25 protein-coding genes are annotated in these 23703 nt (G+C 70.2%); 15 read left to right on the forward strand and 10 right to left on the reverse strand.

What is annotated here, in order from left to right:
- Positions 1-61 precede the first annotated feature (61 nt).
- Genes AB0M48_RS15065 through AB0M48_RS15080 form a run of 4 tightly spaced genes read left to right on the forward strand, consistent with a single transcriptional unit; the run spans position 62 to position 2542 of the window.
- Positions 62-496: a YbaB/EbfC family nucleoid-associated protein gene (locus AB0M48_RS15065; RefSeq protein ID WP_363841161.1), complete on the forward strand. Its 435-nt coding sequence runs from the start codon at positions 62-64 to the stop codon at positions 494-496.
- A 24-nt stretch (positions 497-520) separates the two neighbouring features.
- Positions 521-820: a type VII secretion target gene (locus tag AB0M48_RS15070; protein ID WP_363841164.1), complete on the forward strand. Its 300-nt coding sequence runs from the start codon at positions 521-523 to the stop codon at positions 818-820.
- A complete protein-coding gene (locus tag AB0M48_RS15075; protein ID WP_363841167.1) occupies positions 817-2067 on the forward strand; it encodes a hypothetical protein in 1251 nt (416 codons plus the stop codon). Before AB0M48_RS15070 ends, AB0M48_RS15075 begins: the two co-directional genes overlap by 4 nt.
- Positions 2068-2080: 13 nt before the next feature.
- On the forward strand, positions 2081-2542 hold the full coding sequence (locus AB0M48_RS15080; protein ID WP_363841170.1) for a SitI3 family protein: 462 nt from the start codon (positions 2081-2083) through the stop codon (positions 2540-2542).
- A 7-nt stretch (positions 2543-2549) separates the two neighbouring features.
- Here AB0M48_RS15080 and AB0M48_RS15085 read toward each other — a convergent pair whose 3' ends face one another.
- From AB0M48_RS15085 to AB0M48_RS15095, 3 genes are read right to left on the reverse strand one after another with little or no spacing between them, the layout of a single operon-like run.
- Positions 2550-6578, reverse strand: coding sequence for a TIGR02680 family protein (locus tag AB0M48_RS15085; RefSeq protein ID WP_363841173.1), 4029 nt, complete (start codon positions 6576-6578; stop codon positions 2550-2552).
- On the reverse strand, positions 6575-7771 hold the full coding sequence (locus AB0M48_RS15090; RefSeq protein WP_363841175.1) for a TIGR02678 family protein: 1197 nt from the start codon (positions 7769-7771) through the stop codon (positions 6575-6577). The genes AB0M48_RS15085 and AB0M48_RS15090 overlap by 4 nt, the downstream gene beginning before the upstream one ends.
- Complete coding sequence (locus tag AB0M48_RS15095; protein ID WP_363841178.1) at positions 7768-9240, reverse strand: DUF2397 domain-containing protein; 1473 nt, start codon at positions 9238-9240, stop codon at positions 7768-7770. The genes AB0M48_RS15090 and AB0M48_RS15095 overlap by 4 nt, the downstream gene beginning before the upstream one ends.
- Before the next feature lie 72 nt (positions 9241-9312).
- On the opposite strand from AB0M48_RS15095, the gene AB0M48_RS15100 reads away from it, so the two are divergent.
- A complete protein-coding gene (locus AB0M48_RS15100; protein WP_363841181.1) occupies positions 9313-10245 on the forward strand; it encodes a cobalamin biosynthesis protein in 933 nt (310 codons plus the stop codon).
- Here the strand turns inward: AB0M48_RS15100 and AB0M48_RS15105 are convergent.
- The 4 genes from AB0M48_RS15105 to AB0M48_RS15120 are packed head-to-tail and all read right to left on the reverse strand — an operon-like array spanning position 10153 to position 12692.
- On the reverse strand, positions 10153-10971 hold the full coding sequence (locus AB0M48_RS15105) for an SURF1 family cytochrome oxidase biogenesis protein (RefSeq protein ID WP_363841184.1): 819 nt from the start codon (positions 10969-10971) through the stop codon (positions 10153-10155). The two genes, AB0M48_RS15100 and AB0M48_RS15105, sit on opposite strands and share 93 nt — an antisense overlap.
- Before the next feature lie 4 nt (positions 10972-10975).
- Positions 10976-11524, reverse strand: a complete 549-nt coding sequence (locus AB0M48_RS15110) for a DUF1349 domain-containing protein (protein ID WP_363841187.1) — start codon at positions 11522-11524, stop codon at positions 10976-10978.
- Positions 11525-11529: 5 nt separating this feature from the next.
- Positions 11530-12261 carry a fructosamine kinase family protein gene (locus AB0M48_RS15115; RefSeq protein WP_363841190.1) on the reverse strand — a complete coding sequence of 244 codons (732 nt, stop codon included), beginning with the start codon at positions 12259-12261 and terminating at the stop codon, positions 11530-11532.
- Positions 12240-12692, reverse strand: a complete 453-nt coding sequence (locus AB0M48_RS15120) for a low molecular weight protein-tyrosine-phosphatase (RefSeq protein ID WP_363841193.1) — start codon at positions 12690-12692, stop codon at positions 12240-12242. Before AB0M48_RS15120 ends, AB0M48_RS15115 begins: the two co-directional genes overlap by 22 nt.
- A gap of 84 nt (positions 12693-12776) precedes the next feature.
- Here AB0M48_RS15120 and AB0M48_RS15125 point away from each other — a divergent pair, with 84 nt between their 5' ends.
- From AB0M48_RS15125 to AB0M48_RS15140, 4 genes are read left to right on the forward strand one after another with little or no spacing between them, the layout of a single operon-like run.
- Entirely contained in the window at positions 12777-12983 is a 207-nt protein-coding gene (locus AB0M48_RS15125) for a hypothetical protein (protein WP_030472678.1), read from the forward strand.
- 36 nt (positions 12984-13019) lie between these two features.
- Positions 13020-14015, forward strand: a complete 996-nt coding sequence (gene cobC, locus AB0M48_RS15130; RefSeq protein WP_363841196.1) for an Rv2231c family pyridoxal phosphate-dependent protein CobC — start codon at positions 13020-13022, stop codon at positions 14013-14015.
- The gene (locus AB0M48_RS15135) at positions 14012-14836 is read left to right on the forward strand and encodes a Nif3-like dinuclear metal center hexameric protein (protein ID WP_363841200.1); all 825 of its coding nucleotides are present in this window, start codon (positions 14012-14014) and stop codon (positions 14834-14836) included. The genes cobC and AB0M48_RS15135 overlap by 4 nt, the downstream gene beginning before the upstream one ends.
- On the forward strand, positions 14833-15570 hold the full coding sequence (locus AB0M48_RS15140) for a C4-type zinc ribbon domain-containing protein (RefSeq protein WP_363841203.1): 738 nt from the start codon (positions 14833-14835) through the stop codon (positions 15568-15570). Before AB0M48_RS15135 ends, AB0M48_RS15140 begins: the two co-directional genes overlap by 4 nt.
- 56 nt (positions 15571-15626) lie before the next feature.
- On the opposite strand, the gene AB0M48_RS15145 is transcribed toward AB0M48_RS15140, so the two are convergent.
- The gene (locus tag AB0M48_RS15145; protein ID WP_363841338.1) at positions 15627-17423 is read right to left on the reverse strand and encodes a tachylectin-related carbohydrate-binding protein; all 1797 of its coding nucleotides are present in this window, start codon (positions 17421-17423) and stop codon (positions 15627-15629) included.
- Here AB0M48_RS15145 and AB0M48_RS15150 point away from each other — a divergent pair.
- The gene (locus tag AB0M48_RS15150; RefSeq protein WP_363841206.1) at positions 17406-17951 is read left to right on the forward strand and encodes an SMI1/KNR4 family protein; all 546 of its coding nucleotides are present in this window, start codon (positions 17406-17408) and stop codon (positions 17949-17951) included. The two genes, AB0M48_RS15145 and AB0M48_RS15150, sit on opposite strands and share 18 nt — an antisense overlap.
- A gap of 223 nt (positions 17952-18174) precedes the next feature.
- Here the strand turns inward: AB0M48_RS15150 and AB0M48_RS15155 are convergent, their stop codons facing one another.
- Positions 18175-18711 (reverse strand): hypothetical protein, encoded by a 537-nt coding sequence (locus tag AB0M48_RS15155; protein WP_363841209.1) that lies wholly within the window; start codon positions 18709-18711, stop codon positions 18175-18177.
- A 122-nt stretch (positions 18712-18833) separates the two neighbouring features.
- On the opposite strand from AB0M48_RS15155, the gene AB0M48_RS15160 reads away from it, so the two are divergent.
- On the forward strand, positions 18834-19388 hold the full coding sequence (locus tag AB0M48_RS15160) for a TetR/AcrR family transcriptional regulator (protein WP_363841341.1): 555 nt from the start codon (positions 18834-18836) through the stop codon (positions 19386-19388).
- A 231-nt stretch (positions 19389-19619) separates the two neighbouring features.
- Here AB0M48_RS15160 and AB0M48_RS15165 read toward each other — a convergent pair whose 3' ends face one another.
- Positions 19620-19943, reverse strand: coding sequence for an aminoglycoside phosphotransferase family protein (locus tag AB0M48_RS15165; RefSeq protein WP_363841212.1), 324 nt, complete (start codon positions 19941-19943; stop codon positions 19620-19622).
- A 550-nt stretch (positions 19944-20493) separates the two neighbouring features.
- Here AB0M48_RS15165 and AB0M48_RS15170 point away from each other — a divergent pair.
- From AB0M48_RS15170 to AB0M48_RS15185, 4 genes are all read left to right on the forward strand, one after another.
- Positions 20494-21159 (forward strand): hypothetical protein, encoded by a 666-nt coding sequence (locus AB0M48_RS15170; protein WP_363841215.1) that lies wholly within the window; start codon positions 20494-20496, stop codon positions 21157-21159.
- Between the two features lie 173 nt (positions 21160-21332).
- Entirely contained in the window at positions 21333-21695 is a 363-nt protein-coding gene (locus AB0M48_RS15175) for a cupin domain-containing protein (protein ID WP_363841218.1), read from the forward strand.
- 145 nt (positions 21696-21840) lie between these two features.
- Complete coding sequence (locus AB0M48_RS15180; protein ID WP_363841221.1) at positions 21841-22977, forward strand: sensor histidine kinase; 1137 nt, start codon at positions 21841-21843, stop codon at positions 22975-22977.
- A complete protein-coding gene (locus AB0M48_RS15185; protein ID WP_363841224.1) occupies positions 22974-23645 on the forward strand; it encodes a response regulator transcription factor in 672 nt (223 codons plus the stop codon). Before AB0M48_RS15180 ends, AB0M48_RS15185 begins: the two co-directional genes overlap by 4 nt.
- The last annotated feature ends 58 nt before the right edge of the window (positions 23646-23703 follow it).

Genomic DNA, 23703 nt, shown 5'->3' on the forward strand with positions numbered 1-23703 from the left:
GTGCACCGATGCCGGTTCTCGGTACCGTGCGTGACGGGGAGGACGCGCTATGACACAGGGTATGAACCTTTTCGGGGGCGATCCGGCCGAGGTCGAGCGGGGTTTGGACGAGTGGGTGGCGGGGTTCGAGCAGAAGGCCGCGCGCTACCAGGAGCTCCAGCACGAGGTCGACGACGTGCGGATCAGCGAGACCAGTCCGAACGGCGCGGTCACGGTGACCATCGACGCGAGCGGGGTGCTGGTGGACGCCAAGTTCACCGACCGCGTCCTCAACACGTCTCCCGACGAACTCGGCCGTCAGCTGCTCATGGCCGTGAACCAGGCGAAGGCGAAGATCGCCGGCCGGGTGCGAGAGGTGGCCGGGCAGGTCGTCGGCGACGAGGCGGGCAACCGGATCACCGGGTACTACGAGCAGAAGTTCGGCGCCGCGCCCGAGCAGCAACCGCCTGCCCGCCGTGCGGACGACGACGAGGACTACGGCACGGTCTACCGCTGACGATCCGGGGGGGGGGAAAACACCATGGCCGGTTTCGAGGTCGCTCCCGCTGATCTGCGGGCGCACGCCGACAAGGTCGATCGCCACGCGGCCACCGCGGGACAGGCGATCGACGCCGCGAACAACGCGATGTCCGACGACACCTACGGAGTGCTCTGCCAGTTCCTGCCGCCGTTGTTCAACGAGCTGGAGGAGACGGCTCGTCAGGCGTTGCGGGCCTGCCAGGAGGGACTCAAGTCGACTGCCGAGAACCTGCGTGCCACCGCGACGCACTACGAGACACGTGAAAGCGACGTGGGCCAGAAGTTCAAGGGCATCCGATGACAGGCAACCCGCTGATCTCGCCGGAAGAGGACTCGACCGAGTGGTACACCGGCATCGGGATCGCCGAGTCGATCAGCGATCTGGTGCAGGGCATCACGAGCGGCAACTGGGTCGACATCGGTCTCGGCGTGGCTACTACGGGGTTGGAGGCGCTCAGCCTCTACATGGACCCGATCGGTTCGGTGGCGTCGAACCTGATCTCGTTCGTCATCGAGCACGTGGGGCCGCTGCAGGAGGTCCTCGACGAGCTGGCCGGCAATGCGGACGGCGTCGCGGCGCAGGCCCGGACGTGGAACAACGTCGCCAAGGCTGTCGGACAGGTGAAGACCGAGTACGAGCGCGAGGCCGTCCAGGACACGGCGGGCTGGACGGGCAAAGCCGGTGACGCTTACCGCAGGCGCGCCGCGGACACCGCGGCGTTGCTCGGCGGCGCGGCCGAGGCTTCCGGCGGCATCGCCGGCGCGGTCGAGATGGCGGGGGTGCTCGTCGGCGTCGTGCGGGAGACCGTGCGTGACCTGATCGCCGACCTCGTCGGACGCTGCGTGGTGTGGGCGATCGAGGCGTTGACGGTGGTCGGCGCGCCTCTGGTGGCGGCACAGGCAGCGACGGCGGCCGCGAAGTGGGCGGCCCGCATCGCCCAGATCATCAAGCAGCTCCTGCGGGCGTTCGAGAAGCTCAAGCCGTTGCTGAAGCGGCTCGGTGAACTGCTCGCGCAGATCCGGAAGAAGATGGACGAGTTCTCCGGTCGCAACGGAGGCGGGAGTGAGCCGCCGAAGAACCCGGACGACCCGCCCGGCACAGGTGGCCATCCCGACCACACGCCGCCGTCCGGCGAGCCGGATCCCGACGCCACACCGGACGGGCATCCGACGAAGATCCCGGACAAGGAGGCGCCCGAGAACAAGCGGGCGCTGCAGCGCGAGAACGAGTCGGCCACCACGCTCGCCCAGGCCGGGTACAAGGTGGAGCAGAATCCGTCCGTGCCGGGTGACAAGAACCCCGACTACCGCATCGAGGGCAGGGTCTTCGACAACGTCGCCCCGAACACCGACAGGCCGCGCAACGTCGCCGACCGGATCCTGCGCAAGGTGGAGGAGGGGCAGACAGAACGGGTCGTGGTCAACCTGGCCGACAGCAACGTCAGCGTCGACGCGTTGCGCGCCCAGCTGCGCGACTGGCCGATCGAACGGCTGAAGGAAGCCATCGTGATCGACAAGAATGGCAACGTGATCCACATCTACCCGTAGCGAGGAAGAACAGATGGCCCTCTCGTACAGCCTCGACATCGCGACCACGCTGCCGGCGGACCAGGTCGCGCGCCGGCTGCCGGTGTTGCCGGGCGATCCGGAGGTCACGCTGGGGCAGCTCCTCGAGGGCGTGGCCGTTGCCGAGGGCACGTGGGTCCGGGTCGGCCGGACCGAACCCCGTCCGGGGAGCGTCATCGAGTCCGACCTCGGGTTCACGCCGACGGTCTGGGTCGCGTTCCGGTTGTCCAAGGAGAACGACATCACCCGGCAGCTCGACGACGTGGTCCGGCGGACGGTCGAGGTGCTCGACCAAGTTCCCGGCGACGCGGTGCTGCACTTCGACTACGAGGTCGTGTGGCTGGTCCGCCGCGGCGGCGAGCTGCGCCTGAACGACCGCGACGACATCTGGACGCCGCCGCGGCTCGCCTCGGTGGGGCAGCGTCCTCACCGCCGTGGCACACCATCGTTCAGCTAGTGGCCTTCTAGGGATCGACCCGGTCCAGGCCCGCGCCGTCCCACGTGGTCTGCGTGCACGCGACGCCCCGACCGTTCTTGGGCCGCAGCACGTCGAAGATGTGCATGCGCGGGATCTTGTCCGACACGCCCCAGCCGCTCGGCCAGGTGATCACCCAGTCCATGTCGAGGTCGACCAGCAGGCCCAGCATCCGCGCGATGGTCGGGTCGTCGAGACGCTCGAACGCCTCGTCGAGCAGCACCAGGCGCAGCGGGTCGAACTCGTCGCTGACCGCGTCGTAGAAGCTCGCCGCGGCCGCGAACAGCGTCACGTACGAGATCAGGCGGGTCTCGCCCGACGAGAGCTGCCTGAGCCGCCGTTCGCGCGGGTTGCCGTCCGGGCCAGTGTCGGCGACGGTGACGGTGAACTGGTGCCACGTGCGGTAGTCGAGGGCGCGCGACAGGATCTCGGCGTAGCCGCCGGAGTGGGTGTCGCGCTCGTTCTCGATGCGTTCGGTGAAGACGCGGCGCAGCGTGGCGTCCTGCTCGGGCGTGCGTTCGCCGAACGGCAGCCGTACCAGCGCAAGCGCTTGCCGCGTCGAGTCGTCGAGGGCGCTGGACGACTTCCAGGCCAGCTTGACGTGCACGCCCTGGCTGGACCGGGCCTGGCCGAGCACCTCGTTCATGCGCTTGGTCAGGTCCTCGGCGACGGTGATCTGGCCGCGCAGCCACTCGGCCAGGTCGCGGATCAGGTAGTCGGCGAAGATGCCCTGGTACCGCTCGTCGAGGAACCCGCGCTGCTCGGCCAGCTTCGTGGTGACCTGGCGGGCGGCGACGGCGACGGGCTTCGCGCCCTCCTCGCCGGTCACGGTGACGGTGAGCAGGCCCGCGTGCTGTTCGGCGGCGATGTCGTGGCTGCCGGCCAGTGAGGTCTGCAACGCCTGGAGCTTCGCGATCACGGTGGCTTCGGTGCCGCCGCGCCGGTCCGGGGTCTCGGCGATGGCCTGGCGCACCAGGGCTTCCTCGGGGACCTCGGGGAAGGCGGCGGCCAGCAGGCCGGGGGCGCGGACGGTCGCCCGGAAGTTCCCCGCAGCCCGTTCGAGCGCCTCGGAGGCGTCGATCACCTGCGCGGAGTTGTTCTCCAGCAACGCTTCCAGCTTCGCGGCCTGCTCGCGCGCGGTGGTGATGCCCTCCCGCACGCCCTTGAGGTCCGTGCGCATCTTCTTGCGCGACTTCTCCAGCTGCGTGAGCTGCTCGCTGATCTCCTTGGCCTCACCGCCGACCGCGTCGGTCAGCTCGGCCAGCGTTCCGGCCTGGGCCGCGTGGTCGACGCAGCGGGCGTCGGCGTCGGCCTCCGCGGTCTGCCGGTCGGCGACGGCCTCGTGGTAGCGGTGCGAGGCGTCGGTGAGGTCGGAGATCGTGCCCTGGCAGCGCCTCTTCACCGCGTCACCGAGCAGGTCGGCGGTCCGCCGGGCCTCCGCGGCCGCGGCCTGGGCCTGGCGCAGCGCCTCGGTGTCGGACGGCAGGTCGGCGTCGCCCGCCTGCCGGGTCAGCTCGCTGCGCGCGGCCTCCAGCCGGGAGTTGGCGTTCTCCAGGGCCTCCCGCAGTTCGAACGTGCGCTGCTGGGCCCGTGCGGCCGACTCCTCGGCGGCCTGGACGCGGGTGTGCTTCGCGATCAGCTCGCCGTCGCCGGGGAACGCCGCGAGGTGCGCCTCCCAGGTGGCGACGTGCTCGTGGGCGCGGGCCAGTTCGTCCTCGGCGGTGCCGAGGCGGGCGCGGAGGTCGGCGAGCTCCTCCTCCAGGGCGGCGATGCGGCGGCCGCGGGCGGCTTCCCGCGCGCCCGCGCCGATGAACTCGGCCTCGGGCTTGGTCCAGCGGCCGGTCAGCACGCCCGTGCGCCAGTCGCCGGTGGTGGTCATGTCGTCCAGCGACACCGCTTTCAGCAGGTCGGCGACGAAGGACTCCGGCACCGGCGAGCCCTCGACGGCCGGCACGAGGTAGTCGGCCAGCGAACGGCCGTCGACGGCGGGCCTCGGGACGGCCAGGACGTCGCTCAGGTCGGCGTCGGCCGGGGTCACCCAGGCGTCCAGCAGGCCACTCGCCTGCAACGCCGCTTCGAGTCCGGCCCGTTCGTCGTCGGTCAGCGCCGGCACGAAGTCGACCAGCCGGTAGAAGGGCGCTCCAGCAGCGGAATCGCGGTTCGCCGACGTGTACTGGCCGGGCACCGGCACGCGCTCGTTGCCCGAACGCAGGCCGACGAGCTCCTCGTCGAGCGTGTCGAGCCTCGCCCGCAGTTCGGCGCGCTGCTGGGTGAACGCGTGCGCGGCGTCGCGAGCCGCCTGCACGAGCGGTGCCGCCCACTCGCGGGCGGTCGTGCTCAGCGTCCTCGCGGCGGCCGGATCGGCGGTCTGCGGCAGCTTCAGGGCCTCGGCGGGGCGTTCGTCGAGCAACGGGCCGCTCGACGTCCACACCTCGACCTGCTCCAGCCAGGCCTGCACGACCTCGGCCAGCTCCTGCATCTCCTGGTTGCGCAACGAGGTCGCTTCGGTCGCGCCGAGCTGGGCGTCGCGGGCCTTCTGCCGCAACGACTCCACCTCGCGCTGCTGCGCGTCCAGGGCCAGCGCCTGCTCGTGCAGGGCCAGGGCGAGCGCACCCCGTTGACGCGCAAGGGAAGCGATGCCCGAAGTCTGGTCGATCACGGACGTCAGCGCGGCCAGCACGTCCTCGGTCGCGGCGGCCGGGGGGACGCGGCGTTCGATCGGCAGCGGCCCGGCCTCGGGGTCAGGCTTGGCCCGCACCGAAGCCGTGGTCACGCCTGCCTCGGCGGCCGGGACCTGCGGCACGTCCGGCGCGAGGTCCGGGTCCATGCCCGCGAGACGCAGGTTCTCGCGCAACGGCTCGCTCAGCGCGTCGGCGGCCTGGAGGTCCTCCGCGAGGCGGCGCAGCAGACGCAGCACGTTGTCGACGGCCGCCTCTTCCTGGGCGCGCTGGCGGTGGGCCGTCTCGAGGGCGGCGACGGCGGAGGAACGCTTCTCCGCCACCAGGTTCTCGCGCGTCTTGAGGTCCTGCAGATCGCGGAACGCCGGCAGTTCCTTCAGCGCCGCGATGGTCTCCTCGGCCTGCTGCTCGCCGGTCTCCATGTCGGCCAGCGCCTGCTCGGCCGCCGCGCGCTCCATCCGCGTGAGGTCCAGCTCCTGCGTGAGCTTCGCCTGCTCGCGCCGCAGCTTCGCCACCGACTTCTCGGCGGCCTCCAGCCGTTCGGCGGCGGACCGCAGCCCACCGAACGCGTAGTCGCTGTAGGTCTTGAGGAACGTGCCGAGCGCACTGTCCGCGGAGGACAGTCGCACGATGTTCTCGCGGATCGACTCCAGGTCGTCGAACGACGTTGCGAGCTGCTCGACCATCGCCTGGTCCAGCGGCGGCAGGGCGTCGCTCAGGATCTGTTCGAGCTGGCCCTCCAGCACCTTCAGGCCGACGTCCGGGTTGCGCAGCGTCCGTTGCAGGTGCAGCAGGTCGCCATAACGCGCGGCCGGCACGCCGTAGACGGTCTCGGCGATCTTCGCGCGGAACGCCGGCTCCTCGAACATGCAGTCCGCGCCGATGAGGTCCCGCAGCTGCGCCGGGCCGTGCGGAACGCGTTCCGGGCCCGCGAGCTGCAGTTCCGTGCCGACGCGCAACGGCGTGACGAACCGCCACGAGTCCGTGATGGCCTGCGAGGTCTTGGACGCCTTCACGCCCAGGCCGCACGTCAGGTACTCGTTGCCCGAGTGGTCGGCGGCCTCGCGGATCAGCTCCACCCACGTGTAGCCGATGCGGTTCGGGCCGCCGTCGTAGTCGTCCAGCATGAGGCGCCGCAGGCTGACCGTGTCGAAGCCCTTGGAACCGACCTGGCGCAGGTCGCCGTCCAGGCACAGCGGGAGCAGCAGCTCCAGCGTGCGGGACTTGCCGGACCCGTTGGTGCCCTGGAAGATCGCGCGGCCACCGGAGAAGTCGAACGTCTGCTCGGTGTACTGCCAGATGTTGACCACGCCGCCGCGGTGCAGCCGCCACCTGCTCATGAAACGTTCTCCTCGTCGAACAGGGACCAGCTCGGTACTTCGGGCACCACAACGGGTTCCGGTTGTCGTTCTCGTTCCGGGTCGCCGTCGGGGGACGGCAGCCAGCGGTGCGCGGCCGCGCTGATCGACCACGAGCCGTCGTCCGTCCGCGCCGCCAAGCCCATGCGGCGCAGGAGTTCCGTCACCTCGGCGACCAGCCGGTCGAGGTCGTCGGTGAACTGCTTCGACCACGCCGCGGGGTAGTCCTCGACCAGACCGGCGCAGACCTCGCGGAGGCGTTCGACGGTGACGACGTGCCGTGCGGGCGCGTCCTCCTCCTCGCCGTCGAGCAACTCGGGCAGCGCCAGCAGCGTGATGCGCGCGACCGTGGAAACTCCGGGGAACGACAGGTCGGTCAGGAAGTCCTCGGGGTCGGCGGCGAGCACGCCCTCGACCCGGCACTCGGTGTGCAGGCCGAAAGCCTGCTCCAGCAACGCGGTCTCCTTGCGCTGGTTGCGGCGCAGCCACTCCGCCTGCTCGGGCGGCAGGTCCGCGTAGAGCACCAGCGGCGTCTCGACCAGCCTGCGCCGCACCGCGTGCTCGACGCCGCGCGGACCGGGGCGTGCCGCCAGTTCGACGAGGTGGGCGGGGCTCTGGGCCTCGCCGACCGGGCCCGTCACGAGCTGGCCGAGCAGGTCGGTGTCGATCGTGATCAACGCTTCCTGGGGCAGGACGTCCTGGGCGACCGAACCCTCGGTCTCGTGCAGCACGCCGAGCGAGACGAGGTGGCGCAGGGCCGCGGTGAGCGCACGTCGTTCGGTGACGTCGTCCGGTGCGTCGATGCCCGCTTCGGCCGCGGCGGAACGGATGTCGGCGACCAGGCGGGACAGCAACGTCTGCCGGCCGATGCCGGTGAGGACCGCGAGCGTCAGCGCCAGGTAGGCGTAACCGCGGGGGGACATGCTGAGCACGCCGCGCGTGTCGTCGTTGCCGGGACCGGACTTGTACAGGCGCGCGAACCGGCGTTCCACGACCAGCCGGTAGCCGAGCAGCCCCGCGAACAGGTCCTGGAGGGTCGCGCGGTGCCGGTAGACGAGGCTGAGCAGCTCGCCGTCCGGGCCGTCGGTGCGCAGCATTGGCCGGCGCAGCAACGTTCGCGCGCACCGCACCACGTTCGCGGCGTCGATGTCGGAGAGGTTGTCCAAGTGGTTCATCGCTTCAGTGCCACCGTCGCGTCGTGCAGGGTGAGCGTCCCGGCGGCCGACCGGATCTGGGTCGTCGTACCCCGGGCGATCTCCAGTTTGAGGCCGCGCACGGGGTCGCTGGCCGAGCCGCTGTCGTTCGGGGAGTCGCGCTGGGCCATCGCGAGCGTCAGCAGCTCGCAGAAGACCTCCAACGCGCCGTGCGTGAGCGTGGTGTTCTCCAGGTTTCCGGCGGCGTTGGTGAGCTCGGCGACGTGCCTCGCGCGGATCTCGTCCGCCTCGCGTGCCTCCGCCAGCAGCGACTGCTCGGTCATCGGGTCGTCGAGGATCCTGGACGGCCTGCCGCGCCCGCCCCGGTCACCCCGGGTCCGGACGCTCACGGTGACGTCGCAGACCGGGCCGTCGCGCCACGGCGTGCGCTCGTTGTCCGAGTCGTGCTCGGGCGCGGGGGAGAGGTGGCGGGCGCTGTAGAGACCGAACGCGGAGGCGTAGATCTCGTGGGCCTCCTCCCTGGTCGCGTTGTCGAACCAGCTCGCGAGCTTGAGCAGTTCGGCGCGGCGGCCGGGCAGCAGTCCTCCACCGGACGTCGCGCGCTTCACGCTGGCCAGGAGACTGCCGATGGCGCGCGCCGTGGCCTCGCGCAGGGCCGTGACCTGGCTCGGGCGGCCGGGACGGTCGACGAACCAGTCCGTCAGCTCCTGCCAGTCCTCCGGTGTCCGCCCGCGGGCGCGTTCGACGTTGTGGCCGAGGTCGGTGCCGAGCAGCCGCAGCAGTTCGGTGCGGGCCTTCGTGAGCCCGGCCAGGGCCTCCGCGATCGGGGGCGTGTACTTCAGGACGTCCTCGACGACCCGCTGGATGTACTCGACGAGCAGGTTCCGGAAGCCCGCGATCTCCTCGGGCGCCAGGTGGTTCCTCGTGACGACCTGGCCGAGGTAGGCGTAGAAGTCGCGGACCGTCGCGGCGAGTTCGGCGTGCTGCAGGAACAGCGTCGTGACGCGTTCGGCCAGCAGCTCCCTGGTCCTGTCGCCCTCGTTGAGCAGGGCGACGGACAGCGTTCCGCCCAGCTCGTTGAGGCCGCGTTCGATCGCGGGGAGCAGTTCGCGGGAGACCTCGCGGGCACCCTCCGGGACCCGGAGCAGCTCGTCGACGTCGCGCTGGACGCGGACGGCCAGCTTGGAGACCTGGTAGCGCACGCTGCCGTGCTGGAACTCGGCGATGCTGGCCGCGACGACCTCACGCCGGCCCTGGACCAGGTTGCCCCACTCGACGAGCTGCTTGAGGCGGTTGATGACGTTCTCGATGCGGCTCTCGCCCTGCTCGACGCGGCCCTCGCGCTCCTGCCCGGCCAGCGCCCCCGCGACCTCGCCCGCGCTCAGATCCGCCAGCAGCGTGGAGGTGAACAGCCGCATGATCGCCAGGTACGTGCGCTGGTGATCGCGCGCGTCCAGATAGGCGTACAGCTTCAACCGCTTGTGCTCCACGACCGGCCACCCTAATGCGCGCGCTCGTCCGACGCGGCGCTACCGTGCCTTCGACGAGCTGGGGAGGATGCCTTGGGTGCGGGGCGCGCGTTGGGGTTGTTGCTGGGCGTGGCCGCGGACGCGGTGTTCGGTGATCCACGCCGATTTCACCCGGTAGCGGCATTCGGGTCGTCCGCCGCGGCCCTGGAAAAGCGGCTGTACGCCGACTCGCAGGCCGCCGGGACCGTCTACTCCGCCGTGCTGGTCGGCGGGACCGCGGCTCTGGGCGTGGCGGTCGAACGGGCCTCGCGCAAGCACTGGCTGCTGCAGACGGCGGCCACGGCGCTGGCGACCTGGACGGTGCTCGGCGGCAACTCGCTGGCCACCGAGGGCACGTCGATGGGCCGGGAACTGGCCGACGGAGACCTCGACGCGGCCCGCAAGCGGCTGCCGAGCCTGTGCGGCCGCGACGCGACCCGGCTGGACACCACGGGCCTGGCGCGCGCGACCGTGGAGTCCGTGGCCGAGAACACCTCGGACGCCGTCGTTGCGCCGCTGTTCTGGGGAGCGGTGGCCGGTGTGCCCGGCCTGCTGGGCTACCGCGCGGCCAACACCCTGGACGCCATGGTCGGCCACAAGTCCCCGCGCCACCTGCGGTTCGGCTGGGCCTCGGCCCGCCTGGACGACCTGCTGAACCTGGTGCCGTCGCGCCTCGCCGCCCTGCTGACGGTCGGCGGCGCACCGGTCGTCGGCGGCTCGGCCTCCCAGGCGCTGGAGACCTGGCGCCGCGACGCGTCAGCGCACCCGTCGCCCAACGCGGGCCAGGTGGAGGCGGCCTTCGCGGGCGCCCTGGAGATCAGGCTGGGCGGCCGCACCGTCTACTCGCACGGCGTGGAAGAGCGCCCCGTCCTCGGCCACGGCCGCAGCCCGGACTCAGGTCACGTGACGCGTGCCGTGGAGCTGTCCCGGGTCGTGGGCTTCGGCGCCGGCCTCGTCAGCGCCGTCATCGCCCTCTTCCGCAAGTAGCTCGGCGATCGACTTCTTCTTTTTCCTGCCCTCGTAGAGCACGCCACCCGGCCGCGCCTCGCGGATCGTGAAGTACAGCCAGCCGCCGACCGCCATCACGCCGAACGCGATCCACTGCAGCGCGTAGGAGAAGTACGGCCCGGACTCGAGCCGGGGCAGCGGCAGCGTGTCCAGCGCACCGGGCTGCTTCTCGATCAGCTGGTAGTAGCCGGGCTCGATGCCCGGCCCGACCGCGTTGTTGTTGATCGAGTAGATCTGCTTGCGGCCGTCCTGCTCGAACGCGGGCTGGTCGTTCGACTCGTTGGGCCTGGCGAGCCCGATGAGCGTGACCTCGCCGGTGGGAGGCGCGTCGAAGTCCGGCGGTTTGATGCCGTTGACCGGCCGCACGTACCCGCGGTCGATCAGGACCTTGTGGCCCGTGGTGGTCTCGAACGGCGTGATGACCTCGAACGCCGCCTCGCCCTGGACGGTGCGCAGCCGTGCGAGCGCTTCCAGTTCCGGCAGGTAACGGCCCTTGATCTCGACCTTCTGCCACTCGTCGTGCTTCGCGCCGAACGGGGCGGGGTCGCTCTTCAGCGACTTGGTGATGGCGGAGTTCTGCTCCTGGCGTTCGTCGTTGCGGCCGAACTGCCACGGCGACAGGAGGTAGATGCAGGCACCCGCGAACACCCAGACGGCCAGGGTCAGCGCCAGCCAGCCCGGCTTGAGGAGGAACTTGAACCGCACGTCCTCACGGTAGATGCGTGAGCTGGACCTCGTGGAACTGGGTCACGAACCCCTCGCCCTCCGGGCTCGCCGCCATGATCCCCACCTTGACCTCCACACCGGGCGGGAAGTACGCCTTGCGCAGCACGTCCACCGGCTCCTGCCCGTCGGTCCCGTACCGCACCCAGACGGCGTCACCCTTGCGTTCGGCACTGACGGTGAACCGCTCGAACGGCTCCACGAGCGCCAGGTTCCAGTCCGAGAAACCCCGCGTCACCACCGTGCTGGCCTGCAGTTTCCCGTCGAACACCTCGACCCCGGCCTTGATCCAGTTCTCACCGTCGGCCAGCAGCCCCACGCCGGCGTGGTCGTACTGCGCCGCGTACTCGCCGCTGAAGGTGGCGGTGATGGTGAAGTCGCCGGTGAGGCTCATGCCGTAGAGGTGTCCGTTGTCGCGGATCACGCCGTTTCCGGTGAGGCGCCAGAAGTCGCTGCTCGGGTCGGCGTGCACGGTCAGCGGCGTGGCCGACCACTTCTGCGGCTCGTTGAGCCACGTCCAGGCGGTGAAGTCCATGAACGTCATCCTCGCAAAGCGGCTCGTGCCGCGGCCACCGCCTGCGAGCGGTATCCGCCGCCGAACAGCACGGCGTGCACGAGCAGCGGGAACAGCTGGTGCAACGGCACGCGTGCCTGCCAGCCGTCGGTCAGGGGCGCGACCTCCTGGTAGGCGCCGAGCACGTGGTCGAGGAACGGGCAGCCGAAGAGCTGGAGCATCGCGAGGTCACTTTCCCGGTGGCCGCCGTGAGCCGCCGGGTCGATGAGCCACACCTGGCCGTCGGCGCCCCACAGCACGTTGCCGCTCCACAGGTCGCCGTGCAGCCGTGCGGGAGGTTCCGGCGGACCGGCGAGTTCGCTGATCCGCGAGCACACCTCGCCGACGTCGATGCCCGCCTGCCGCGCGTACGGTTCGATCCGCTGTGACGCGAACCACTCCGGCCACTCCGGCGCGGGCTCGTTGACCATCTCGGCCAGGCCGATCGTGGCCTCGCGCGGGCCGCCAGGAGGTGGGCAGCCGAACGCCGGGGCTCCCGCGAGGTGCAGGGCGGCCAGCCGGCGGCCGAAGGTCACGGCCGCCTGAAGATTCGGCTCACCGGCCGGGATCTCGTCGATCACCAGCGTGCCCTCGGAAGCGCTGTGCACGGAGGGGATCGGCGGGCCGCCGTCGACGCGCAGCCACCGCAGGCCGGCCGCCTCTGCGGCGGTGGCACGGGAGGACTGGTGCTTCGTCCTCAGAGCCGCTCGCGGACCCACGCGACCAGCCCCGGCATCGCCGCCTCGACCATCACCAGCACCTCGGTGAACCCGGCGTCGTCGCCGTAGTACGGATCCGGCACGTCCACGTCGTCTGCGTCCGGGTCGAACGAACGGAGCAGCCGCACGCGGCCGGGATCCACCATCCGGCGCAACGCGCGGGCGTGACCGGAGTCGAGCGCGACCAGCAGATCCGCGTCCAGGTGTTCGGCACCGACCTGCGCGGCCACGTGGTCGACGGGATATCCGTTGTCCGCCAACGTCTTCAACGAGCGCGGGTCGGCCGGGTCGCCGACGTGCCACCCGCCGGTGCCGGCACTGGACACCTGGACCTTCGAGGACAATCCTTCTCGGGACAGCCATTCTCGGAACACGAGCGCTGCCACGGGGGACCGGCATATGTTGCCGGTGCAGACGAACGAGACGTGCATGTCGCGCAGCCTATGTGGTGCCGCCGCACGGTAACGCTCAACCGCTGTCGCAAGATGTACGGACAAACGACATGGAGGCCGCCCATGCAGACAGGTACCGACGTGCCCCCGCAACGGGAGATCATCGGGTGCACCGACGCCCTCGGGCGCCGTCGTGCGTTCGAGGTGTACCTCAACGAGAAGGGTCGCGTCTGCTTCCGCACCCCGCCCGGTGAGTCCGCGCAGCTCGACGCGTTCCAGCTGGACGAGCTGATCAGCCACCTCACCGAGCTCCGCCGCTACATGCAGTGACGCGCCCGTCTGAGCCGGTCGCCTAGAATTCCGGCGATGACCAGCCCAGATCTGCGCCACCACGGTGACGTCGACGCCGCACCAGGCCTCGCCGACTTCGCCGTCAACGTGCGGGTGCCGCACCCGCCCGATTGGCTGCGCGAACGGCTGGCCGCGGCGCTCGGCGACCTCGGGCGTTACCCCTCGAAACTCGCCGAAGAACGTGCTCGTGAGGCCGTCGCACGCCGGCACGGGCGCTCTCCGGACGAGGTTCTGCTGCTCAACGGTGCCGCTGAGGGCTTCGCGCTGCTGCCGAAGCTCGCGCCGCGCCGTGCCGCGATCGTCCACCCCGGGTTCACCGAACCCGAGGTGGCCTTTCGCGATGCCGGAATTCCGGTCGACCACGTGCTGCTCGACGGCGACTTCCGCCTTCGCGACGTGACCTCGGACGCCGACCTCACCGTCATCGGCAACCCCACGAACCCGACGTCCGTGCTGCACGAGGCCGCCGCGCTCAAGGCGTTGCCCGGCCGGGTGGTCGTCGACGAGGCGTTCATGGACGCCGTCCCCGGCGAGCCCGAGTCGCTCGCGCACGACCCCGGCGTGCTGGTGCTGCGCAGCCTGACCAAGACCTGGGGTCTCGCGGGCCTGCGCGCCGGCTACTTCCTCGGTGACCCGGAGACCCTCGCAAGGCTCGCGCACGGCCGTCCGCACTGGCCGGTGGGCAGCCTCACACTGGAAGCGATCACGGCGTGCTGCGAACCGGAGGCGCTGGAGCAGTCCGCGCGGTTCGCGCTGGAGGCCCAGCAGTACGCGGCGCACGCGTTGGAGCAGCTCCAAGACCTCGTCGTCGTTGCGCCGAAGGGGCCGTTCCTGCTGATCAGGGCACCCAGGGGCGCGCGGCGGGCGTTGCGGGACAAGGGGATCGCGGTGCGCCGTTGCGACACGTTCCCGGGGCTCGATGACACGTACCTGCGCGTGGCGATCCGGCCGCCGGAGGAGTTCGCGGTGTTCGTGGACGCGTTGCGCGTCGTGATGGAGGAACTGGCGTGAAGCTCGCCGACGTGATCGCGGTCCTGGAGTCCGCGTATCCGCCGAAGACCGCCGAGAAGTGGGACGCGGTCGGCCTGGTCTGCGGTGATCCGCAGGAGGAGGTCACCAGGGTCCTGGTCTGCGTCGACCCGACGTCGTCCACTGTGGACGAGGCGGTCGAACGGGGCGCACAGCTCGTGCTCGCGCACCACCCGCTGCTCCTCAAGGGCGTCAACGGTGTTCCGGCCGACGACCCCAAGGGGGCGTTGGTGCACAAGCTGATCCGCAACGGCGCCGCCCTGTACTGCGCGCACACCAACGCCGATTCGGCGTTGCCAGGTGTCTCGGACGCGCTCGCGAAGGCCATCGGGCTGACGGTCACCGGTCCGCTCGAGGCCGCGCTGACGGAGGACACGGGCCTCGGCCGCATCGGCGAGCTCGCGCAGCCCGAGCCGCTCAGGGCGTTCGCCCAGCGGGTGGCCGCCGCGCTGCCCGCCACCGTGCAGGGCGTGCGGGCCGCGGGAGATCCGGAAGGCCTGATCAGGCGGGTCGCGGTGTGCGGCGGGGCGGGCGACAGCTTCCTGGACGCGGTCAAGCGCGCGGGCGTCGACGCCTACGTGACGGCGGACCTGCGCCACCACCCCGCGAGCGAGCACATCGAGTCGGGCGGGCCCGCGTTGGTCGACGTCGCGCACTGGGCCAGCGAGTGGCCGTGGTGCGAGCAGGCGGCGGAGATCCTGCGGGCTGCCTTCGGCGGTAGGGTCGACGTACTCGTCTCCACCCGCCGGACCGACCCGTGGACCGTCGGTGCGACGAGCACAGCAGTAGGAGGACTTGCGTGAAAGCCGATCCCGCAGTGCAGCGAAGGCTGCTCGACCTGGCCGCGGTCGACGCCGAACTGGCGCGTGTCACCCACCGCCGCCGCACGCTGCCCGAGATCGCGGAGATCGCGGAGGCCGAGCAGCAGGTGCGCGCCAAGCAGGACGCGCTGGTGGCCGTCGAGACGGCGCTCACCGACCTCGACCGCGACGTGAAGCGCCAGGAGACCGAGATCGACCAGGTCCGCGCCCGTGGTGAGCGCGACCGCAAGCTGTTGCAGTCAGGTTCGGTCGGCGCCAAGCAGCTCACCGACCTCGAACACGAGCTGGCCACCATCCAGCGCCGCCAGGGCATCCTCGAGGACGACCTGCTGGAGCTGATGGAGCGCCGCGAGGCCGTCGACGCCGACGCCTCCTTCGCCCGCGTGGAACTGGACAAGGCCCGCGCGACCCTGACAGACGCCGCGGGCCGCCGCGACCAGGCCCTCGCCGACCTGGAGGCGACCGAGACCCGCCGCACCGCCGACCGTTCGACGATGGCCAAGGGCATCCCGGACGACCTGCTGAAGCTCTACGACCGCCAGCGCGAGCAGCGCGGCATCGGCGCCGCGCCGTTCCAGTCGCGCCGGTGCGGGGCGTGCCGGATCGAGCTGGACAGCGGCGCGGTGTCGAAGCTGAAGGAAGCGGCGCCGGACGAGATCGTGCGCTGCGAGGAGTGCGGCACGATCCTGGTCCGCATCGGGGAGCCCAAGGCCTGAAGCTCAAGAGCACGAAAAAGGGGCTGCCCAGGCGGGCAGCCCCTTTCAGTTCGGCACTACTTGGGCAGTTGTTGCTTGGTCGCCTTGGCGGGGGCCGTCCTCCTCGACTTCTCCATCGAGGTCGCCGCGTCCGCGGACATGGCGAAGCTCGTGTCGGAGGAGTACGGGTCTGCGTCGATCAGGACGAACTGACCGTCACCGGTGTTGCCGAAGATCCGCTGCTCGCCGGTCGTGCTCGCCGCGAACGTCACGTCGAACGGTGACTCCCACCCCTGGTAGGCCCACATCTGCCAGGTCGTGGAGCCCGGCGCCGTCTGGCCACCTCGGTGGATCTGGCCGTTGGTGGTGCGGGCGGCGACCTCGACGATGTTGAACTTGTTCAACACAGCCTCAGGGGTGCCGGTGAACTGGAGCGCACCGCTGATGTCGGCCCAGCCCGTGAAGCCCGACGCGCCTTCCTTCTGTGTGTAGAGCTTGTTGTTGGTGGCGCGGACCACCAACTGCACCTTGCCGTCGGAGAAGACGACGGCGGCGGGAGCACCGGCGGCGGTGATGCCGGAGGCCACCCGGGCCGGGCTCAGTACACCGTTGACGAACTTCTTGACCGCGACCACGTTGGTGACGCTGGTGTAGGCGATCTCGAAGCCGTCACCGGACGGAACGATCGTCATCTCGCCGGTCATGTTGTAGGCGTTGAGTGGGGTGGCCTGAAGCCACGGCTTGAACTCACCGTTGATCCCGAACTGCTCGGAGTACCACAACTTGTTGTTGCCGTCGACGGCGAACGCGGTGAGCAGCTTGTTGTTGCCGCGCACCAAGATCGGCGACGTGTTGAGTGCGCCGTTGAGCGCCTTTGTCGACCACACGTTCGGGTTGGCCGCGGGCGGTTCGGTGAACGAGGTCACCTGGGCGTTGGTGCCCCGCGCCATGACGACAACCTTGTTGTCCTCGCGCTGGGCAAGGGTCGCGCGGCCGGTGTAACCGGTGCTGGACAGGGGGTTGAACGTGAGGTGCTCGCCGTCGGGGATCGTCTGGTAAGCGTGGTGCACCGTGCCGTTCTCGTCGGCGTAGGCGATCTCGAACCGCGACTTCTGCGCGTTGTAGATCATCTCAGCCTTGTCGACCGCCGGGGCGGGCGTCTGCGGAGGTGTGATCCTGTCGGGGTTCTTGAGCTTGCAGGAGTCCACGTCGACCATCAGCTGCTGGAGGTCGTGCCACCAAGCGATGTACTCCTTCCACGAGTTCTCCGCGCCGTTCGCCCAGGTCTTCGCGGCGTTGTCGTAGCGGTACCAGAAGACGTCGGGACCGCTGCGCCCGATGATCACGTCGCCGCCGGCCGAGAGGATCTGCTGGTAGCCGTTCCAACCGGTGCCCAGGTTGCGCCCGTACTCGATCCACCGCTTGTTCTTGTAGTCGTAGTGGAAGCGGAACAGCGTGCCGTCGCCGATGTTCGGGTCACGGGCGTAGAGCACGCCGTCACCACCGGCGAAGACCTGGTCATACTTGCCCCAGCCGTCGTCGATGACCGCCTGGGTCCAGGTCTCGGCGAGCTCGTTGTAGATGCTGTGCTCGAGCTGGCCGTTGGCGAGCGCGGCGTAGAAGTGGTTGTTGGTGTCGACCGTGATCCGGTTGATGTACCGGGGGTCGGTCCAGCCGGTCCAGCCGCTCGCGATCTGCTTGCTGACGCCGCCCTTGTCCCAGCCGATGCCTTCGATCCAGCGGTGCCGGTGGACGTTGCCGTCCGCCATGATCAGGTACTTGTAGCCGTCGGCGCCGGCGGCTTCAGCCTGCAGCTGAGCGTTCGTAACATCCCGAAGTACAAACGGTAGAGGATCATGGACAACGCAGCCGATCGCCTGACGGAGATCGTCCCGCCGCCGGCACCGGCCGGGACAGCGGTGGACTGGGAGGAGGCCGCCCGCGCACTGCGGACGGCCCTGCCCACCGACTACGTCCAACTGATCGAGCGCTACGGAGGCGGTCAGTTCGACGAGTACTTGTGGCTGTTGGAGCCCGCGTCTGACAGCGTCTACGACCTTGCCGAGATAGCGGAGGAGCGGGAGGACGCGCTCGAGTATCTCTGGAACATGGGAGAGGCGAAACCTGCACTACTCGACACGCCGGGCGTGCGAGCGATCGCGTGGGGTTCAACCGACAACGGCGAGTACCTCTACTGGCTGGCACGGCCGGACAGCACCCCTGACCAGTGGACGGTTCTGGTCAACGAGGCGCGTGGCGAGGAGTGGGAGCACTTCGAGATGGGATGCGCGGAGTTCCTCGTCGCGACGCTGTCCGGTGAGGTGCGCTCGGACCTGCTCTGGTCACGATATCCGGCTGACCCGCACACGTTCCGCCCGAGCAGGCTGATCCAACAAGACTGAGCACCACAGAATGGTGCACAGAGGCCGGTCGAAGATATTCGCAGTTAATGGCAAGTTCCAGAGTTGGAACTTGAGAAGCTAGAAGACCCTGATGAGCACTACAGTCGTCAGGTCGGTCCTCCACCTGACGACTGCTAGTGGGTGTTTCGCCGATATGTGATCGGTGATGTCGCCTCCATACATGTGAATGGTGGGTCGGGTCCTTGACCCCGACCCACCATTCTCATTCGGCGCCGCGGCGCAGCCGCAACGCCGACACCAAGAAGAAGACGCCGCCGATCGCCGCATACCCGGCGAGGTTGCTCAACGTCTCCCCTCCCGCCCCGGCCTGCAGGATGAACGACGTGCCGGCGAGGGTGGAAATACCGCCGCTGAGAATCATCGGCCACTGCCCGCCGAGGCTCCGCCGCACCACCCCAACGGCCAGCTGAGCCACCCCGGACACCGCGGCCCAAGCCCCCCACACCAGCAGAACCGCCGGAATCCCGGACGTGACAGCGAACGCCAGTCCGGCCGCCGCAAGCGTGCTGACGGCGATGTTGGCGTAGAGCGCGAGAGAAGCTCCGCCGCGCGAGGTCCGGCTGTCGACCACGATCGCGGCCACGTCGAAGAGCGGGTAGAGCACCAGCAACGTGCCGCTGACCGGCCCGATCTCCGTCGCGGTGAGGAACAGCAGCACCGCCCACACGACCGCGAACCCGAAGCGGACGAGGTAAAGCGTGCGGAGGGCGGGGGCGAGACCTGCGGGACGCTGCGTCAATGCTCACGAGGGTGTCCTTGAGATAGGGAGAACGTTCTTTCTACTTCGACACTGTCAGCCCGTCCGCGCACCTGTCAAGACCGAACGTTCTCTCTGCTAGCGTCGGAAGGGTGACCCGCACCGTGTCCGACGCCAGGAACCGCCTGCTGGGAACGGCCAGCCGGCTGTTCTACTCGGAGGGACTGCACTCCGTCGGGGTCGACCGCATCCTCGCCGAGGCGAAGGTGACCCGCGCGACGATGTACCGCCACTTCGCCGGCAAGGAGGACCTCGTCCTCGCCTACCTGGCCGAGGCCGACAAGGCGACCCGCCACAACGTCGAGGCGGGCGTGGCAGCGGCGGCGGACGACGCGGACGCCGTGCGTTCCGTCGCGAGGGGGATCGCCGCGCACATCCGCCTGGAGGAGTTCCGCGGTTGCGCGTTCCTCAACGCCGCGGCGGAGTACGCCGATCCCGAACATCCCGTGCACCAGGCGGTTCTGGCGCACCGCCAATGGTTCCTCGACACCGTCACAGCCCTGCTCGCCCGCGTCGGCGACGCTCCCGCGGAGCGCGACGGCAGGCACTTCGTGATGCTGCGCGACGGCGCGATGGCGGCGGGCTGCCTCTCGGATCCAGGCCCGATCGGCGACACGCTCCTCGAAGCGGTGGAAGGCATTCTCCGAGCACGCGGTTGAATCACTTGAGAACTGGGGAACATCGGTGACCAACTCCGTGACGCCGGCCGACTTCACGACACCCGGTCGAACCCTGGGTCGTGGTGGCGCACGACGGCGACCACTTGGTGCGGAAGCAGGTGTCGGCGCTTGAGCCGGGCGGCGTCGTACGGCGCCTCGACGCTGGTCCGGGAATCCGACGGGCGCCTTCTCGTCTGCTCGCAGCCCGAGTGAACCTGCGGCCGCGGGGCGTCAGCGGCTCATCGGGACGTTGGCCTCCAGCCAGGGCACGATCGCGGAGATGAAGCCGTCCGGGCTCGTCATGGGGCGGCCGTTCATGGTGGCGACCAGGTGCTCGACGCCGAACAGCGCGTCCCAGGTTCGGGCGCGCCGGTAGACGTCGGCAGGCACGGCGCGACGGACGTTGTCCCAGCCGTGCCAGGCCATCAGCGCCGCGTCGATGGCGGGGTCGGCGGGCATGGCCATGTCCCAGTCGAGGACACCGAGCAGCCTCCCGTCCGCCGACCAGTGCACGTTCGAACCGCTGAGATCGCCGTGCACCAACGCATCGGGCACGGGCTCGAGGGCCAGGCAGGCGTCCAGGCGCCTGGCCCTCGGACCGCCAGCGAGCGGGCAGACGGGGAAGGATCTCCTCGGCGATGATCCACGACCACGACGGACCCTGCGCCCGGTCGTCCAGGACCTCCAGCAAGGAATCCGTCAACGGCACCGAGTGCACGGCCGCGAGCACCTCGGCGATTTGTGACGGATCGCCGTCACCCCAGGGCAGGGCGGCGCCTCCGACCCACGACACGGCGACGGCGGCCTGATCGCCGAACGTGGTCACGGGCGTGAGGGGCTCCGGCACCTGGAACGGCAGGCCGGCGGAAGCCAGTCGCCGCAATACCTCCACGCTGCGGGGCATCGAGGCGGCGGCCAGCGGCCTCTTGCTGACCCGGACGGCGGCGACACCTGGGATCAGCAGCACGCGGTGGATGTTGCCGTCGGGGGCTGTGAAGGCGTCGTCCAGGCGTGTGCCGGGCAGCAGGGCGGACGCGATCTCCAGCAGGTCCGGGGCAGCCTTGATCATGTCCGGAACCTACAACCGATCGCAGAGGAGCTTCACATGGGCGAGTTCGTGGCGGCTTCCGCATTCAAGACCGAGGACACGGCCGCCGTACTGGCCGCAGCCGGTGGCTTCGCCGAGGCACACTCCTGGCCCGCTGTGCCAGTCGCGGACGCGGACCCTGCGACCGCGGACGAGGTGCGGATCTTCCCGGCGACGAACGGCTGGACCGTCGTCCTTTGGCCGAGCTACTTCACAGAAGTGGCAGCCGCGGAACACATGAGCCGTGCTTTGTCCGTCCTGGCCAGCACGGCGCGCATCTACGACGGCGACTACTGGACGCATTCGCTGCTGCGCGACGGCGTGACGCTCGACCGGTTCGCCTCGATGCCGGACTACTTCACCGACGACGCGGACGAGGTCGCCCGCCTCAGCGCCGAGTACGCAGGCCGGCCTGAGGTGATCGCCGATGCCACCGGCAGTCCGGTCGAGCAGGTCGCCCCGTACCTCCTCCGTGTCGGGGAGGACAGCGATGACGACGTCGAACCCGCCAGCGTGAAGGCCTTCCCGGAGGACGAGTTCGAGTTGGACTCGCCGTGGGTGTTCGTCGACTTCTGGCGCCGGTTCGGTCCGCACTACCCGGAAGACCTGTCGACGTGCGCGGCGCGGCTCCGCCTGGCTCCTGGATGGCTGGACAAGCTGCCGACCGGCGATCCAGAGCTCTGAACCGACGTCTGCTCGCCGATCTCGTGACCGGCTCAGCGGGTGGCCACCACGCGTGCCCGATACCTGACCGTCCGAGTTCAGGTATTTCGGCCCGGTGGTTCGGGTCGTCTGCGGCGAGCACGGTCGCCGCAGCCGTGTTCCGCTGGCTGATCGGCGATTACAGGAGGTACGTCATGTCCGGTCTGCTGGTCAAGAGTTTCAACAAGCCCGAGGAGTCCCGGCCCTTCGAGCAGAGCACGGGCCATCTCGACCTGATCAATTCCGAGGCCGGCACCGTCGGCCGCGCGGTGTTCGAGCCGGGCTGGCACTGGGCCGAGCACGTGAAGCCCATAGCCGGCACCGACAGCTGCCAGGTGGCCCACAAGGGCTACGTCGTGTCCGGCCGGATGAAGATCGTCATGGATGACGGCGAGGAGGCCGAGATCGGCTCGGGTGACTTCATGATGGCCGCGCCGGGTCATGACGCGTGGACGGTCGGTGACGAAGCCTGCGTCATCGTCGACTGGCAGGGCATGGACGACTACGCCAAGCGGTGATCCCGGGCGGAGGTGTGACGGGGAAGCGGGCTGGAACTCTCCGGCGTTGCAGCCCGCTCGACCGGATTCGGCGGCCCGGCGACCGGGCCGGGGTCTAGTACTTCGGACGGATCTGTCCTGGTGCCGGCTCTCGTACGATGACGACGTGTTCGCCCTTATGCGGTCGGTGTGGGATGAGCCCCGGCCGGTGCGTGCGGCGGCGCGGCTGTGGTGGGACTGGGCGCTGGTCGCCCTGCTCCTGCCGGTTGCGGTGCTCGAGACGGTGCTGCGGCCGGAGCTGAGCGCGCGGGTCGGCTCGCTGGTCCTGGCCGTGGGGCTGCTGCCGCTGTTGTTGCTGCGCCGGAGCAGGCCGCTGCTCGCGGTCGGTGTCGTGTTCGGCGTGACCGCGGTCGCCTCGCTGGTCTTCTGGGGCGAGCCCGGCCTCAACGTGATGATCTACCTGGTGCTCTTCCCGTTCTCGCTGTTCCGGTGGGGTTCCGGGCGTGAGGCGGTGATCGGGCTGGCGATCATGCTCGGCAAGGTCGGGCTGTCCGCGGCGCTCGGCTTCCTCAGCGCGGGAGAGGCGGTGGCCGGCAGCGCTGTTCTTGGGACGGCGTGCGCTCTCGGTGCCGCGGTGCGCTACCGGGCACGGGCGCGGGCACGCGAGCTCGACCAGGTCAAGCTGCTGGAACGGGAACGGCTGGCACGGGACCTGCACGACACGGTGGCGCACCACGTGTCGGCGATGGCGATCCGGGCCCAGGCGGGCCTCGCGACGGCGGCGTCACGGCCGGAGGCGGCGATCGAGGCGCTCGGCCTGATCGAATCGGAGGCCTCCCGGGCGCTCACCGAGATGCGCACGATGGTGCGAGCCCTGCGCCACGACGAGCCCGCGGACCTGGCACCCAGCCCGACCGTCGCCGACATCGAACGGCTCGCGAGCCCCGGCCGGCCAGGACCTGAGGTCGACGTGCGGATCGACGGGGCCGTCGAGGACCTCCCGAAATCGGTGGGAACCGCGATCTACCGGCTCACCCAGGAATCGGTCACCAACGCCCGGCGGCACGCCCGGCACGCCACCCGCATCGAGGTGCGGGTCACCGTCGGCGACTCGTCCGTCCGCCTTCGGGTGAGCGACGACGGCGACACCGGTCACCTCCGCGGCACCTCGGCGCAGGGACACGGGCTGATCGGCATGACGGAACGCGCCGGCCTGCTCGGCGGCCGTTGCGAGGCGGGCCCGAACCCCGGCCGCGGCTGGACCGTGACCGCCGTGCTGCCGCTCACCGGGTCGGCCGCATGAGCGTCCGGGTCGTGGTCGCGGACGACCAGGAGATCGTCCGCACAGGACTCTCGATGATCCTCGACGCCCAGCCGGACGTCGAGGTCGTCGGCCAGGCGCCGGACGGGACCCAGGCCGTGGAACTGGCCCGCCGGCTGCGGCCGGACGTGTGCCTCTTCGACATCCGCATGCCCGGGATCGACGGCATCGAGGCCACTCGCCTGCTCGCCGGGCCCGGCGTCGCCGACCCGCTCGCGGTCGTCGTGATCACCACGTTCGACCTGGACGAGTACGTCTACGCCGCGCTGCGTGCGGGCGCCAGGGGGTTCCTGCTCAAGGACGCCGGCACCGCCCTGCTCACCCAGGCCGTGCACGCCGCGGCCTCTGGCGACGCCCTGATCGCCCCCAGCGTCACCGCCCGGTTGATCGAGGCCTTCGCGGACACCGGGCCCGCCGGCCGCGCCGGGCAGCCGATCGATCCGCTCACCGAACGGGAGGAGCAGGTCCTCGCCGCCGTCGCGGGCGGGCGCACCAACAGTGAGATCGCCAAGGACCTCCACATCGCGCTCAGCACGGTCAAGAGCCACATCGCCAGCCTGATGGCCAAGATCGGTGCCAGGAACCGCGTCGAGATCGCGATCTGGGCCTACGAGACCAAGCGCGTCCGGAGCGGACTTCGGCGTCAGTAGCCGAAAGTACGACGAGCGAGTCGGACCATCGGCCAGGACGATCGCGGCCCTTGTGCCG

The sequence above is a fragment of the Lentzea sp. NPDC051208 genome (assembly GCF_040682435.1).
GTDB classification, from domain to species: Bacteria; Actinomycetota; Actinomycetes; order Mycobacteriales; family Pseudonocardiaceae; genus Lentzea; species Lentzea kristufekii.

Excerpts from the sequence above, each read along its gene's own strand:
- AB0M48_RS15125 (WP_030472678.1), top strand. The coding sequence starts at position 12,777 with ATGCAGACAGGTACCGACGTGCCCCCGCAACGGGAGATCATCGGGTGC.
- cobC (WP_363841196.1), top strand. The coding sequence starts at position 13,020 with ATGACCAGCCCAGATCTGCGCCACCACGGTGACGTCGACGCCGCACCA.
- AB0M48_RS15110 (WP_363841187.1), bottom strand. The coding sequence starts at position 11,524 with ATGGACTTCACCGCCTGGACGTGGCTCAACGAGCCGCAGAAGTGGTCG.
- AB0M48_RS15185 (WP_363841224.1), top strand. The coding sequence starts at position 22,974 with ATGAGCGTCCGGGTCGTGGTCGCGGACGACCAGGAGATCGTCCGCACA.
- AB0M48_RS15080 (WP_363841170.1), top strand. The coding sequence starts at position 2,081 with ATGGCCCTCTCGTACAGCCTCGACATCGCGACCACGCTGCCGGCGGAC.
- AB0M48_RS15175 (WP_363841218.1), top strand. The coding sequence starts at position 21,333 with ATGTCCGGTCTGCTGGTCAAGAGTTTCAACAAGCCCGAGGAGTCCCGG.
- AB0M48_RS15150 (WP_363841206.1), top strand. The coding sequence starts at position 17,406 with ATGGACAACGCAGCCGATCGCCTGACGGAGATCGTCCCGCCGCCGGCA.
- AB0M48_RS15085 (WP_363841173.1), bottom strand. The coding sequence starts at position 6,578 with ATGAGCAGGTGGCGGCTGCACCGCGGCGGCGTGGTCAACATCTGGCAG.
- AB0M48_RS15070 (WP_363841164.1), top strand. The coding sequence starts at position 521 with ATGGCCGGTTTCGAGGTCGCTCCCGCTGATCTGCGGGCGCACGCCGAC.
- AB0M48_RS15075 (WP_363841167.1), top strand. The coding sequence starts at position 817 with ATGACAGGCAACCCGCTGATCTCGCCGGAAGAGGACTCGACCGAGTGG.
- AB0M48_RS15090 (WP_363841175.1), bottom strand. The coding sequence starts at position 7,771 with ATGAACCACTTGGACAACCTCTCCGACATCGACGCCGCGAACGTGGTG.
- AB0M48_RS15065 (WP_363841161.1), top strand. The coding sequence starts at position 62 with ATGAACCTTTTCGGGGGCGATCCGGCCGAGGTCGAGCGGGGTTTGGAC.
- AB0M48_RS15120 (WP_363841193.1), bottom strand. The coding sequence starts at position 12,692 with ATGCACGTCTCGTTCGTCTGCACCGGCAACATATGCCGGTCCCCCGTG.
- AB0M48_RS15170 (WP_363841215.1), top strand. The coding sequence starts at position 20,494 with ATGGGCGAGTTCGTGGCGGCTTCCGCATTCAAGACCGAGGACACGGCC.